Source organism: Sinorhizobium chiapasense (assembly GCF_036488675.1).
Classification (GTDB): domain Bacteria; phylum Pseudomonadota; class Alphaproteobacteria; order Rhizobiales; family Rhizobiaceae; genus Sinorhizobium; species Sinorhizobium chiapasense.
On sequence record NZ_CP133152.1, the window covers coordinates 1561043 to 1574927 of the forward strand.

The following is a 13885-nucleotide window of genomic DNA, read 5'->3' on the forward strand; positions in this document are numbered from 1 at the left end:
CTGTCCTCTGAAGCAGGTGTCAACCAACTCCAAAATTACACTGGAAATATCTGTTCTCCCATGGCGGCCATGCTCTCCTCCAGCACGACAGCGAGGAATTTGTCGCACAGTTTTCAAGGCCCGGCAATTGCCGAGTGCAGGTCCGCTTCTAGGCCGAAAGTCGATGTTGACCGGCGGAAACCTGCGCGTCGATCAAGCGCGTCCGACAGCGTTTCGTATTCGGTCTCTGGTAAGTGGCAAATCATAGAGGCGCTTGCCGGTGGCATTTCTGATCGCGTTGGCGACAGCCGCCGCGGCAGGTCCCTGGGCCGCCTCGCCGGTACCGAGGAAGGGTTCGCCGGGGCGCTCGACGATATGCACGTCGACACTGTCCGGGACGCTCGCAAAACGAAGGATCGGATAGCTCGACCAATCGGTGCTGGTGATCCTCGTCCTGTCGAATGCCACGGCCTCGTATAGCGTCCAGCTGATCGACTGCAGGATGCCGCCCTCCGTCTGGTTGCGGATGCCGTCCGGGTTGACGATCTCGCCGCTGTCGATGGCGGACACGACCCGTACCACACGCACCCGGCCGGTTTCCGGCTCGACTTCCGCTTCCATCGCGACCGCGAGATAGGCGGCGAGATTCTTGTAGCGGGCAAAGGCGAAGCCGCGTCCGCGATTCCTCGCCATTTGCGCCTTGTTCCAGCCGAAGCGCTCCGCAGCCAGTTCGATGACGGCACGCGCCCGCGGATCCTCCATGTGGCTGAGCCGGAATTCGACCGGATCGGCTTCGGCCATGAGTGCCAGCTCGTCGATCGTGCTTTCGATCGCAAACACATTGGCATAGCCGCCCAGCGCCCGGAGCGCCGAGACGCGCAGCGGCATGTCGGGCAGGAAGTGCCAGAGCACGCGCTTGTTCGGAATGGTGTAGAGCGGATTGGCGTTTCGGTCGCCGTTGCCGGACGGGCTGATGTTGAGCTTGGCCGGCTTCGGCTGGAAGGCTTGAGCCTTGTGGCGCGCTGCGAGGAGCGCACCGGCCCCGCCGGGGCGCGTGGAGTGTGTGTTGCTCCAGAGATCATAGGCCCAGCTCGCGATCCTGCCTTGATCGTCGAGCGTTGCGCTGACTTTCATCAGCATCGCAGGGCCGTAAGGCTCCCAGCTGTGCTCCTGCTCGCGCATCCACTGAACGCGTACCGGCTTGCCGGGAATTTTGCTGGCGATGAGCGCGGCATCGCCAGCCGCGTCGTCGGCACCATTGTGTCCGTAACAGCCCGACCCTTCCATGTGGATGACATGGACCCTTTCTTCGGGCATCGCCAGCATTTCGGCGATAGCCTCGCGGTCGGGAAAGACCCCTTGTGTGTGCGACCAGACGTCCAATGTCCCATCCGCCTTCATTTGCGCGACGGCGCAGGACGGGCCGATCGAGCCGTGGATCTGGTAGGGCCGCGTGTAGGTCGCCTCGAACACCTTGCCGTTGGACGAGAGCGTGCCGGCTTCAGCAACAGTTCCCACCTCGCGCTCGAGCCCCTGCAGCGCCGACGGCAGGTCGGTCTGGTCGGGCAGCGTCTCCTTCTCCTGCCACCGCGCGGCCGCGGCCAGCGTCCGCATGGCGTCCACCGCCTGGAATTCTTTCTCGGCGACGACGGCGAGGAAGTTGCCGTCGCGCACGACGGATACGATGCCCGGCATCGCCTCGGCCACACCTTGATCGAGCTCCGCAAGCTCGGCCGCCGGGCTCGGGGGGCGCACGACGCGCGCATGCAGCATGCCATCCAGGCGCAGATCATGCACATAGGCGGGCTGGCCCGTGACCTTCGCCGGGATATCGATGCGCGGGAGCGGCTTGCCCATCACGCGGAAGGTCCCGGGCTGCTTCAAGGCCGACTGCGGCTGCGCCTCCACGTGCAGCATCTGGCCGGAAACGAGCTCGCCATAGGTCGCGCTTCTCCCATCCTTTGCCAGCACGGATTTGTTTTCGGCCCTGAGTTCGGCCGCCGCGATCCCGAAGCGCTTGGCGGCTTCCGCGATAAGGAGCGCGCGCACCTGTGCCGCGGCGTTCCTGATGGCCGTGCCGCTGTTTTGCATCGACTGGCTGCCGGCCGTGAATCCTTCGTTGGGCGTGCGCCCGGTGTCCGCCGTGACAAACTCGATCTCCCCCGGATCCACCTCCAGCTCCTCGGCGGCAACCTGCAGAAGGGCGGTGCGGATGCCTTGGCCGAGCTCTGCCTTGCCGGTGAAGACGGTAACCGAATTGTCAGGGTCGATGCGGATCCAGGAATCGAGGAAGCGATCATCGTCAAGGCTGCCCGGCAGGGACGCGGGTGGCCCCGGAGGCGATGCCGGCGAGGTCGGAGGCGCTGGCTCCTGGGCAAATGCGCGGCCGAGCGAAAAACTGACTACGAGCCCGCCGGTACCGACGATCACGCTGCGGCGGGTGATTTCGTCCCGGAGAACGCCCATCAGCCTGCCCTCCCTTTATCAGGTTCAGGCAAGGAGGCGGCCTGCATCAATTCGCCTGCCCGCCTGATCGCTGCCAGGATCCGCATATGCGTGCCGCAACGACAGAGATTGGTCGCCAGCGCCTCGCGGATCTCCGCGTCGCTGGGGCGCGCGTTCCGGCGCAACAGCGCGTGCGCGCTCATCATCATGCCTGGAATGCAGTAACCGCATTGAGCCGCCTGCACCTCGATGAAGGCTTGCTGCAACGGCCCCGGCTCGTCGATCGTGCCCAAGCCTTCGACAGTGGTGATTTCGCGCCCCTTGAGCAACATGACCGGCACCATGCACGAAAGCACCGCTTCACCATCCACCACGACGGTGCAGGAACCGCACTGGCCTAATCCGCAGCCGTATTTGGCGCCGTTCAAGGCAAGTTCATCGCGAAGGACGTAGAGCAGCGGCGTCGCCGGATCGACGTCGACCTCATGCGGGCGGCCGTTGACTGTCAACAATATCGCCATCATCCCTCCTCGGCGCGGACATTGTGCGGCGCCCTCTCAATGCCGTCCGACGGCCGGACGGTCACCTTGCGCGCGCCGGAACGGGTATTGGCGACCAGGTCTGCGAGGCCGGCCCAAGGCTGCTCCTCGGAGAACCGCTCGCGCATGTAGGCCAGAACGTCGGCCACCTGCTGGTCGCTGAGCAGATGACGGAAGGCCGGCATCACCGCACTCGCCTCGCCGTCGGCCGGCGGAAGGCCGAACAGCACGACGTTGACGATGTTCTGCGGATTCGGGGCGTTGACGGCGGTGCTCAGTTCGAAGTTCAGGCCTCCGAAGGGCTGACGTCGCTGGCCCTCGTGGCAGCTTGCACAGGCGGCCGCATAGATCGCCTCGCCGGGACTGCCTCTGGAAGCACTCACAGGAGAACTCTGGCTGTCTGCAGCCTGTTCCAGGTAGTCCCCCTCGAACTGCTCGCGCAGTTGCACCGCTCTTTGCCCGCGTTCGGGCGTGGGGTCGCCCATGATCGACGTGACATAGGTGGCGATCGCCATGATGTCGCTATCCGGTAGGCCTGAGAGATTGCCCGTGACCTCGGCCATGGGGCCGCGCGAAACGCCGTGGAATTCATGCCAGCCGTTGCGAAGGTAAAAGGCGAGGCTCTGCTCGTCCCATGGGACCGGCGCCTTGGAATCCTTGTTGATCGCGTAGGCCTGCCAGCCCTCCGCCTCGCCGCCGCCAAAGTACAGGTCGCGATCTTCGGCTCCGAAGGCGTTTCGGGGAGTGTGGCAGGCGCCGCAGTGTCCGAGACCCTCGGCAAGATAGCGCCCGCGCGTCCATGCCTCGCTCTGGCTGGTATCCGGTTCGAGCTCACCCCTGTCGAAGAAGGCGAGTTTCCAGGCGGCGAGCAGCGGCCGATACGAAAGAGGAAACTGGAGGTCGTTCGGAGGCGCTTCGGCCTTGACCGCGGGACGCGTCATCAGGAAGGCATAGAGGGCGCGATTGTCCTCCGCCGAGACACGGGTGAAATGGTCGTAGGGGAATGCCGGATAGAGGTGGCTACCCGTCCGATCGACGCCTTCGCTCATGGCCCGCTGGAAGGCCTCTTCGCTCCAGCCGCCAATGCCGGTCTCAGGATCGGGGGTGATGTTGGTGGAATATATCGTCCCGAAGGGCGTCGGCACGGCAAGACCCCCGGCGAATGCCGGCTTTCCGGGAACAGTGTGGCAGGCGATGCAGTTGCCAAGCGCCGCCAGTTGCGTTCCCTTCGCGACCAGTTCCGGAGAAAACGTCGCCTCTGCTGCCGCGGCGTCCTCCGGGATTTCGGAACGCCACGCCAGAAAAAAGAAACCACCTGCAGCCACAACTATGGCCGCCAAGAAAACGATCGCCGCCCTCAAGGCCCACATCGCAGATCTCCGCCAATGTTGGGAAACGCCGCACTGGCCGTTGGGTTCCCCGATGGTGGAATGACGTCCGCGTGAACCAATGAACGCCCGTGCACGTTCTTACGCCGACGTGATGATTGCGATGATTGTGGAACTCGGACCGCCTCACCCGTCCTGCGCGGCACGGTACTGTGATTGTTCTATATCCGCGACTGAGCGCGCGAAGGCTCAGCGGAGGAGCGCCCGGGACGCCCCTCCACCCCCGATCACGGTTGCTGTCCTGCTCGGAGAGCATCTCAAAGCCGGAGATCCCAAAGCGAGAATTTGGCTTCCAGGAGCCCGCGCTCGCCGTCGGGAAGGCCGACATCGCGGCGCATGCGATCCGACAGATGGGAGACCTGGTTCGCCGTCTGACGATCTCTCCAGGCTGACAGGATCAGCGCACGCGCGGTCTTCCAGACGCCGAATTTTCGGCGCAGGTCGTCAACCGTTGCGGCAAGGGTATCAACAACTAAAAATTGTGCTTCACGCATGATTTTTCCGTCCCGGCGCGACCAGGCGGCCAGGTCCTCTCGAAGATCGATAGACGAGTGGAGGCGGACGCGGAAATGCGAACAAGTCGCTCCGTCAGCCATCACGTCAGGTCAAATGGAAAAGCGCCAATCGGCAGAAATCCGGGGCTTAGAGACCCAGGAAACAAAATCGGCACGAGCTAGATGTGCGATACACCGTAGCGCTGCCTGCCACCCCGCCAGAGAGGCGCATATTCACGAGAACAGGATTCATTTCACGCCTCCTCTGATTTGAATTGCGAGTGAGGCCACCTTACACGAGACCGGCCAATTTGCAAAGGCACAATTTCGGATTGCAGAAATCACGCTGGATCCGTTGCGAGAATACAACACTTTTTCAAGGGTATTCTCCGGCGCCGGTGAGCCGACCTTCCGGGTCCGGCGTCGCGCGACGCCCGCCACTCAGCGGGGTCTCATTGCCGGAGCGCCGCCCTCCGCAGCGAAATCATCTGTGATCAGCGCCGTTCGCAAGAAGCGCATTGATCTCCGCCATTGTCGCTGCCGGTAACGGTCCCTTCTCCAGCGCCGCCAGGTTTTCACGCACCTGCGCCTCCGTTTTGAAACCGGGTACCGGAAAGGTGTTGGGCGAACGGGCAAGGATCCAGCCGAGCGCGCCCTGCGCCAAGGTCCTGCCGCCGCTCTGGAGGAGTTCCCGCACCCGCGCAAGGCGGTCAAGATAATCGGCACGCGGCCGTCCATCCTCAAAGAACCGCACCCAGCTATGACCGGCGGCGCGCACGTCACCTAGGGGCAACCGCGTTTGAGGGTTGAACTTGCCGGTCAGGAACCCCATCGCCAAGGGCGAGCGATTGAGGCTGGCGAGATGGTTGCCTTCACACATCGCCAGCATGTCCGGGCCATCGGTGAAGACGTTCAGTTCCTGCTGAACCGCGACGAAATGCGGGAATTTCACCATTCGCTTCGCCGCAGCGGCGTTGTCCGTGCTCCAGCCCCAGAAGCGGATGGCGCCTTTTTCCGCCAGCTGTTCGAGCGTCTCGCCGGCCGCATCCGCCTGATCATCCGAAAGCTCCCCGACATGGATCTGGTAGAGGTCGATATAGTCGGTCGCAAGACGCTCAAGTGATGCTAAGCAGGCTTGTTCGATGTACGCCCGGCTGACATCGGTGCCGACGAGGGCGCGGGCGGCGCGATCATAGGTGTATCCGAACTTGGTCGCGATGATTGCGTCACCCCTTCGCCCGCTGAGCGCTCGGCCGATCACCTCCTCGCTGTGCCCGGTTCCATAGGCGTCGGCCGTGTCGATCAGCGACGCACCGCTCTCGAGCCCGAGATGAATGGCACGGATCGACTGTTCGTCGTCGATCTCTCCCCAACCGTCCGGCTTTCCGTCGAGCGTGAAATGGCCTCCGATCGCCCAGCAGCCCAACCCGATAGGTGCGGCCGACAGGCCGGAGCGGCCCAATGGCCTGCGGCTGACCGCAGAGATGTCGCTGGCAAGCATGGCATTCCTTTCCAGTCGTGAAGCTGTGCCGGCGACTATGCCACCGGTCGCGTGACGACCAGAAGCCTCGATTCCGCATGAGGTTTTTCAGCAATGAAAAACTGCTCCCGCCTAGCCGCCAGAGGATTTGCCATTCTTGGCCATCAGGCTGATTCCGCATAGCCGCCGCCATGACGGCTTCGGGGCGCGTGACCACGGCCGGCTGCTTGCTATGCCAAGCGGCTGCGGCGCCCCTGTGCGACGACAGCGCCGCAGCAAGGTCGCGGGTTCGATCTATCCCGCTTTCAGTGCCAGGCGTTTGCCGGTTGCGATCAGCCGCGCCGCCGCATAGGTCTGGGTAACGATCTCCGGAACGAGGTCGATGTCGGGGAGGCTACCCACGCCGAGCGGCCCGATCGCAAAGAGGTTTGGCGTGCGGCCGCCGCTGCCGAGCACTTCTCCGGTGGGGCTGACGGCAATGCCGAGTTCAAGCTCGTCCGGCATGGCCAATCCGCCGGCAAAAAGGCTCTGGAACAATGGTGCCTGGAGGTCCGGTGCCGAGCAGCGGCAGTCGATCACCTGATCGGCCCGCAGCAATTCCTCCATAGGCTGGCCGGACCAGCGGACCATCAGTCCTTCCGGCACGCGCCGCCCGGCCCATCCGCGGCAGAGCACGGTTCGCCCTTCGGCGAGCTCCTGCCGCAGACGAGCGTGCACGGCCGCCGGCAGGCGGTTTCTGTGGCTGTCGTAGATGGCACGCAGATGCCGGTTGAACTGGCGCTTCTCCCGCGCGGGAAGTGCCTGCCAGAGCGAACGGGCGCGGCGGCGAAGCCCGTTCATCGCCGATTGCCAGCTCTGTCCCCTGACCTCGGCATCGGCGCAGGCCTTGCGGACGAACCGGACGATCTCCCTGAGGGTCGACGGCATCGGGTCGACCGGGAAGCTCGGCGCCGCCGACAGGCGCGTATGCGTCTGCGGCAGGAAGCCATGCCGCGACACCAACGTGATCCTGCCGGCGTAGCCGCTGTTGCGCATCTGAAACAACTGGTCCACGACGCGAATGCCGCTGCCGAGCAGGACCGCGTGGCGCGGATCGACGAGCCGGCGGGCTCTCACGACGGGCCGCTCGTCATCGGGAATCTCGACGTTGCGGGCCCTGACGCCAAAGCCCGTCGCGAGTACGACGACATCGCTTTCGTCGGTTCCGCCATCGTGAACGAGCGCGAAGCGGCCTGTGGCGAGCTTGCGCAGGCCGTGGACCGGCTCATGAGAAAACCTCACTGTGATATCGGACCGGCGCGCAAGCGTCTCGGAAAAGCGCTGATGCACATAGTCGCTGAAAATGCCCTTGGGCACGAAAATCTGCTGGAAGCCTGGGATGGCCGCCGGCACCGCAGCACGAAATTCGCCGTTGGCGCAAAGCCAGTCGTTGAAGTCGTCGGGTTGCCCGGCGGCAACCGACAGATCACGCACGCGGCTATTGAGGATCTCCATGCTCTGCGCCGACGACAGGGCCTGGCCACCGCTGATCGACGGGTGCGGATCGTACATGGTCAAATGAAAGGAGACGCGGACCGACTTCATGAGCGCGATCGCCATCATGATGCCCGAAAATCCACGCCCGACGATGGCGATCTCGGGCTTCGACGACAGGCCGGCCACCGTAGGCGACTTCGCTGCAAACAATCCGTGCACAGTCATGTGAGCTCCTTTGCGCCCGGCGCGGCCGGACCAGTCATGGGCAACCCCTACGCAGGACCTTGAGACACACAAATAGCTGCCGTTTGAATTTTCAGGGAAGTCTAGACAACATGCCGTACGCCTTCCGGAAGTCTCCGCTCCTTTGGCTGGCCATCCTTATACGGCATAGTCTATCAAGTTAGTATTTTATGACAAAGGGGCCGATCATCAAGCATTTTGTTCAGTCGCTCATCTAAAGCGGACGCCGCCGAAGAACGCAGCCGGCTCTTTCCGATTGAAATCAAACCACGATTACTCCCTCGTCAGCAGTGCACAGAACGACCTCGGCCGTTGGGTGATCACAGCGTTGTCTGCTGCAACCGGGCAGATATTTGGCGGATGAAAGAAAACGCTTCATGCTTCATACTATGAAAGAGCATCGACGCGAGCGAAGCAAAGAAAGTTCGATATCCATAAATTCTATAGAACAAGTTTTCTTACTCGGTGTAAGATGATCGTTCAGTGATACGGTCCAACGTCGGGCGGTCGCGGAAAATGAGAGGCGGCTTCCGCCGGCAGCGAAGTTCTTGGGATCGATCGCGATGGTCCTGGATTAAAGCGATCCAGGACCTATTTGCGGTCCACGGAGGATCGATATGGGAACCATCTCGCAGTTCGCCGAGAAGGCGAGGCCGCCCGCGCAGCGCATCGAGAGCGAAGAAGAGGCCCTGTCGGTCGCGAGGGAGCTGGCAAGCCGCTTTGCCGAACGTGCGAGCGAACGCGACCTCGAACGCGTTCTTCCCTATGAGGAACTGGATCAGCTTGCGCAATCCGGCCTGCTGGCGATCAGCGTTCCATCCGACTACGACGGGATCGATGTTTCGAACGCCGTGCTTGCCGAGGTCGCTGCGATCCTGTCGGAGGCCGACAGTTCGATCGGCCAGATTCCCCAGAACCACTTCTATGTGCTGGAGGCGCTCCGTCACGACGGGACGGAGGAGCAGAAGAAGTTCTTTTTCGGCCGCGCGCTTGCCGGCGACCGTTTCGGCAATGCGCTTGCCGAAACCGGGACGAAGACCGGCGGCCACTACAATACGCGCCTTAGCGAAGACGGTGCCGGTTATCGCATAAATGGCCGCAAGTATTATTCGACCGGTGTTCTCTTTGCCGATTGGATCGCCGTTTTTGCACTCGATCCCGCTGACCAGCTCACCATGTCTTTCGTCCCGCGCGGCACCGACGGGGTCCAGATCATCGACGACTGGGACAGTTTCGGGCAGCGCGTCACCGGCAGCGGCACGACCGTTTTGCAGAACGTCTATGTGGCTGCCGGATCCGTCGTCAGGCATCATCGCGGCTTCGAACGCCCCGGCACCATCGGTTCCGTCGGCCAGATCATCCATGCTGGCGTTGATCTCGGGATCGCGCGTGCCGCCTTCCGGGAAACCGTCGACTTCGTCCGCAACAAGGCCCGGCCCTGGATCGACACTGGCGTCGAGCGCGCGTCGGAGGATCCGCTGACGATCGCCCGGATCGGCGAGATCGCCATCCGCCTGGAAGCGGCGTCGGCGGTCGTCGAGCATGCGGGAAAAAAGGTCGACGTCGCCCAAATCGATCCGACCGAGCAGCACGCGACCGAAGCAAGCCTCGCCGTCGCCGCTGCCAAAGTGCTGACGACCGAGGTCGCGCTTGACGCCAGCAACACGCTTTTCGAGCTTGCCGGCACTGCGTCGACGAAGGTCGCGCTCAATCTCGACCGCTATTGGCGCAACGCGCGCACACACACGCTGCACGATCCCGTGCGGTGGAAATATCACGTCGTCGGCAATTACCACCTCAACGACGTCAAGCCGCCGCGCAATGGCTCGCTTTGAGATTGGTTGAAGTCCGCGGGTGTCGGGTCTAAGAATTCCCCGGATCAACGCATAGGGATCGGCAAATGGTCAGCCGGCTTCGCTGCGAAGCGGCGCCACGATCTCTTCCTTCTCGCCGGCGGCAAACTGTTCGAGCGTCATGTTGTCGAGGATTCCTGCGATGGCATCGCGTACGACCACCATCGAGCGCCGCACCTGACAGGTTTCCGGATCGCGACAGTCGTCGCAGGCCTCGAAGGCCGTGCGGCTGGCGCAGCGGATCGGCGCGAGCGGGCCATCGAGCGTGCGGATCACCTGGCCGACGCGGATTTCGGCCGCCGGACGCGCCAGCGAATAGCCTCCCCCGGGCCCCTTCTTGGAGCGAAGGAACCCGGCGTTCCGGAGTTCCAGCATGATCGTGTCGAGGAATTTCTTCGGCAAATTGTTTCGGACGGCGATATCGGTGATGAAGGCCGTCTCGCCCGGCTGCAGCTGGGCAAGGTCAACCATTGCCTTCAGACCGTATTTTCCTTTTTTTGTCAGCATGAGACATCGCTTTCGAGAAAGACGTTTGCCGTCGCCCGACACACCGGGCGTCGCGCCGGCTCATACGTTTACTGGGGCATGTTAGATATGGATTATATAGATCAGCCCCATTGCGGCGGCAAGAAATCATTCAGTTCCCAGATAGATTTACTGTGAAGCTCCCGAATAGTCGTGACAGCGCTCATTCGCTTCGAACGACATTGGCGGCGACCAGCGCTCGGGATGGCCGGAACGCCTGCAATTGGGGCACAGCAGGCGCCTCCACGCCGCCACTCAGGCGCGGAGTGCAATCTTGAGAAGGCGTGTAAGGATTTCCCGCCAGGAACCGCGATGTTTCAAAGGGTTACAGAATTTTACCGTTTCAACGACCGCGAAATACCAGCGCCGGCTCCACCTCTTGCCGGCCGCGAGCAGTGAAGGCGCGCCGGAAAAGCCGTGCGCCCTTGAAGAGGTCCTCGATCTCGCTGGCCGGCGGTCAGGCGGTCTGGATGGAATCGTCGACGATGACGACGGGGCGGCCCAGCGAGCATGCCTCGACGCGGGCTTCGACCCGATAGACGGTTTTCAGCATTTCCGCGGTGATGACCGAATGTGTCGGGCCGCTCGCCACGACCGATCCGTTGCTGATCACGATGGTGTCGTCGCAATAGCGCAGCGCGTGGTTGAGGTCGTGCAGGGCGATCAGCACCGCCATCCCGGATTGCGCCGACAACCGCTTCATGAAGCCGAGCACCTCGATCTGACGGAAGAGATCGAGCGCCGACGTTGGCTCGTCCATCAGCAGGACTTCCGGCTTGCGCACCAGCGCCTGCGCGATCGAGACGAGTTGGCGCTGGCCGCCGGACAGTTCGCCGAGACCGCGGAAGGCCAGGTCATCGATCCTGAGCGCCGCAAGCACCCGATCGATTTCCGCAAGCTCGGCGTCCTTGACCTTCCAGCCGGATCCCTGCTTGGCCGACAGCAGTACCGACTCGTAGACGGTCAGCACTGCGTTCGCCCCCGTGTCCTGCGGCATATAACAGATCGCCTCCGGACCCTTGGCCGTATCGGAGAGATGGACGAGGCCAGGGCCGGCGGCAAGGCCGGCGATGCGCTTGAAGAGCGTCGATTTGCCGGCGGCATTCGGACCGATGACGGCGGTCAGGCGGCCGCCTCTCAGCGTTCCGGTGTTGATGTCGGACAGCACCACGCACCGACCGTATGTCGCTCCGACATCCTTGAGCGTCAGCGCTACCATGACCGTCTCCTGTTGGTGAAAATCAGCACGAAGAAGAAGGGAACGCCGACGAGCGCCGTGATGATGCCGATCGGCAGCACCGCGCCGGGGATGAGCATCTTGCTGACGACGGACGTCACCGAAAGCAGAAGCGCACCGCAGAGAACGGAAGCCGGCAGGAAGAAGCGCTGATCCTCGCCGACCAGCATGCGGGCGATATGCGGTCCCACGAGACCGACGAAACCGATGGTGCCGACGAAGGAGACGGGGATTGCCGCAAGCAGGCTGACCGTCAGCATGGTTTCGAGCCTCAGGCGCCGGACATTGATGCCGAAGCTCGCCGCCTTGTCGTCGCCGAGTCTCAGCGCCGTCAGCGCCCAGGCATGGCGCGCAAAGAGCGGCACGGCCAGGACGAGCACGGCGCCGGTGATCGAGACCTTGGGCCAGGTCGCCTTGGTGAGGCTCCCCATGGTCCAGAACACGACGGCGGCGAGCGCCTGCTCGGACGCCAGATATTCAAGCAGCGACAGCGCCGCATTGAAGGTGAAGACGAGAGCAATGCCGATGAGCACGATCGTTTCGACGGTCACGCCGCGCATGGTCGAGGCGAAATGGATGAAGAGTGCCGCCACCATCGCCATCAGGAAGGCGTTGATCGGCACCATGTAGTGGACCGCGACGGGAAAGATCGCCACGCCGGCGACGAGGCCAAGCGCCGCGCCGAAGCCGGCGGCAGCGGAAATGCCGAGCGTGAAGGGGCTCGCCAGCGGGTTGGCAAGAATCGTCTGCATCTGCGCGCCCGCGACCGAGAGCGACGCACCGACGGTGACCGCCATCAGCGCAATCGGCATGCGGATGTCCCAGATCACCACGCGAAGCTGGTCGCCGACCGTCTCCGGGCGGAACAGGGCCGCGAGCACATCGGCGAGCGGATAGTTCGCCGGCCCGAGCGCCATGTCGACCGCCACCGACACGAAGAGCGCCGTGACGAGACAGGAGATCAGCAGCAACCGGCGCAGGACGAGGGCGCGGTAACGCCCGCGCCCCTCAATGCCGGAGAATTCCCCCACGGCCGCGACCATCATTCACCCCCTTGGGGAAGCGAGACGAAATAGCCCGGCCGATAGGCGACCGGCAGGAATTTCTCGTGGAACTCGCGGAACGTGCGCTCCGGATCGATGTCGGCAAAAAGCTCCGGGTGGAACCACTTGGCAAATTGCTGGATCGGCACGAACTCGTAGGGTGCACCGTAGAACTGGTGCCAGACGGCATGCACCCTGCCCTCCTTCACCGCCTTGAGCGTGGTGAAGCCCGGACGCTGCATCAGCGCCGCCAGCCTTTCCCGAGCCGCGGCCGGATCGGCGCCGCGGCCGACATTCACGAACTGGTTGATGTCGGACTCGGCCGCCCAGTTGCTGCCGGTGACGATCACATGGTCCGGATCGGCGACGACGAGTTGTTCAGGATTGAGGTCAACGAAGGTTGTTGTGGCCACATCCGAGCCGATATTGTGGCCGCCCGCCTTTTCCACCATCTCGCCGAAATTGGCAGGCCCGAAGGTCCTGCAGCAGGCGGTTTCACCGGTTATGCCGGGCGAGCGCTCGATGAAGACCTTCGGGCGCTTAATCGCACCGGCTGCCGCCAGACGATCGGTCACCAGCGCGATTTGGGCTTGGCGCCAGGCGATGAACTCCTTGGCCTGCGCCTCCGCGCCAAAAAGCGCCGCGAGAATTTCGACGGATTTTTCGCTGTTCTTGGCCGGGTCGACGCGGAAGTCGAGAAAAACAACGGCGATACCGGCCGCGGCCGCCTTCTCGATGAAGCCTGCCTCCTCGACCGCCTGCTGCGCTTCGAGATTCAGCGTCAGCACGTCCGGCTTCAGCGCAATTGCCGCTTCCAGGCTGAAATCGCCGCTCGGGATATAGCCGAACAGCGGCAGGTCCGCGATCGCCGGAAAGCGCTCGCGATAGGCGGCGTAGGAATCCGGATCCTTCTTGATCAGGTCATCACGCCAGCCGACGATCGTGTCGAAGACGTGCTCGCCCTTCAGTGCCGCTGCCACATGAATCTGCCGCGCCTCGCCAAGCAGCACCCGCTTGGCCGGGAGGTCGAGTTCGACCCGGCGGCCGGTAACATCGGTGATCTCTGCGGCGATCGCCGGTGCAGCGATGAGCGCTGCCACGGCGACCAGCGCCGGGAGAAGTTTCTTGAACAGCGACATAGGCAAACCTCTTGATAGGAGCGCCGGAGCCTCAATTCCCTCCG

11 protein-coding genes are annotated in these 13885 nt (G+C 63.3%); 1 reads left to right on the plus strand and 10 read right to left on the minus strand.

Features of this window, described 5'->3' with window-relative positions; translation table 11 throughout:
• Nucleotides 1–192: 192 nt before the first annotated feature.
• The 6 genes from RB548_RS31780 to RB548_RS31805 all read right to left on the minus strand — a co-directional run bounded on the left by RB548_RS31780 (nt 193) and on the right by RB548_RS31805 (nt 8026).
• Entirely contained in the window at nt 193–2445 is a 2253-nt protein-coding gene (locus tag RB548_RS31780) for a xanthine dehydrogenase family protein molybdopterin-binding subunit (RefSeq protein ID WP_331376344.1), read from the minus strand.
• On the minus strand, nt 2445–2945 hold the full coding sequence (locus RB548_RS31785; protein WP_331376345.1) for a (2Fe-2S)-binding protein: 501 nt from the start codon (nt 2943–2945) through the stop codon (nt 2445–2447). Before RB548_RS31785 ends, RB548_RS31780 begins: the two co-directional genes overlap by 1 nt.
• Nucleotides 2945–4333 carry a cytochrome c gene (locus RB548_RS31790; protein ID WP_331376346.1) on the minus strand — a complete coding sequence of 463 codons (1389 nt, stop codon included), beginning with the start codon at nt 4331–4333 and terminating at the stop codon, nt 2945–2947. The genes RB548_RS31785 and RB548_RS31790 overlap by 1 nt, the downstream gene beginning before the upstream one ends.
• Nucleotides 4334–4608: 275 nt before the next feature.
• Nucleotides 4609–4845, minus strand: a complete 237-nt coding sequence (locus RB548_RS31795) for a DUF1127 domain-containing protein (protein ID WP_331376347.1) — start codon at nt 4843–4845, stop codon at nt 4609–4611.
• A 484-nt stretch (nt 4846–5329) separates the two neighbouring features.
• Complete coding sequence (locus RB548_RS31800) at nt 5330–6346, minus strand: aldo/keto reductase (RefSeq protein ID WP_331376348.1); 1017 nt, start codon at nt 6344–6346, stop codon at nt 5330–5332.
• A gap of 273 nt (nt 6347–6619) precedes the next feature.
• Complete coding sequence (locus RB548_RS31805) at nt 6620–8026, minus strand: FAD/NAD(P)-binding protein (RefSeq protein WP_331376349.1); 1407 nt, start codon at nt 8024–8026, stop codon at nt 6620–6622.
• A 635-nt stretch (nt 8027–8661) separates the two neighbouring features.
• Here RB548_RS31805 and RB548_RS31810 point away from each other — a divergent pair.
• Nucleotides 8662–9879 carry an SfnB family sulfur acquisition oxidoreductase gene (locus tag RB548_RS31810; protein ID WP_331376350.1) on the plus strand — a complete coding sequence of 406 codons (1218 nt, stop codon included), beginning with the start codon at nt 8662–8664 and terminating at the stop codon, nt 9877–9879.
• Nucleotides 9880–9948: 69 nt separating this feature from the next.
• On the opposite strand, the gene RB548_RS31815 is transcribed toward RB548_RS31810, so the two are convergent.
• From RB548_RS31815 to RB548_RS31830, 4 genes are all read right to left on the minus strand, one after another.
• Nucleotides 9949–10404 carry an RrF2 family transcriptional regulator gene (locus tag RB548_RS31815; RefSeq protein ID WP_331376351.1) on the minus strand — a complete coding sequence of 152 codons (456 nt, stop codon included), beginning with the start codon at nt 10402–10404 and terminating at the stop codon, nt 9949–9951.
• 475 nt (nt 10405–10879) lie between these two features.
• Nucleotides 10880–11641, minus strand: coding sequence for an ABC transporter ATP-binding protein (locus tag RB548_RS31820; RefSeq protein WP_331376352.1), 762 nt, complete (start codon nt 11639–11641; stop codon nt 10880–10882).
• On the minus strand, nt 11635–12705 hold the full coding sequence (locus RB548_RS31825) for a FecCD family ABC transporter permease (RefSeq protein ID WP_331376353.1): 1071 nt from the start codon (nt 12703–12705) through the stop codon (nt 11635–11637). The genes RB548_RS31820 and RB548_RS31825 overlap by 7 nt, the downstream gene beginning before the upstream one ends.
• Nucleotides 12702–13841 carry an ABC transporter substrate-binding protein gene (locus RB548_RS31830; RefSeq protein WP_331376354.1) on the minus strand — a complete coding sequence of 380 codons (1140 nt, stop codon included), beginning with the start codon at nt 13839–13841 and terminating at the stop codon, nt 12702–12704. Before RB548_RS31830 ends, RB548_RS31825 begins: the two co-directional genes overlap by 4 nt.
• Nucleotides 13842–13885: the final 44 nt, after the last annotated feature.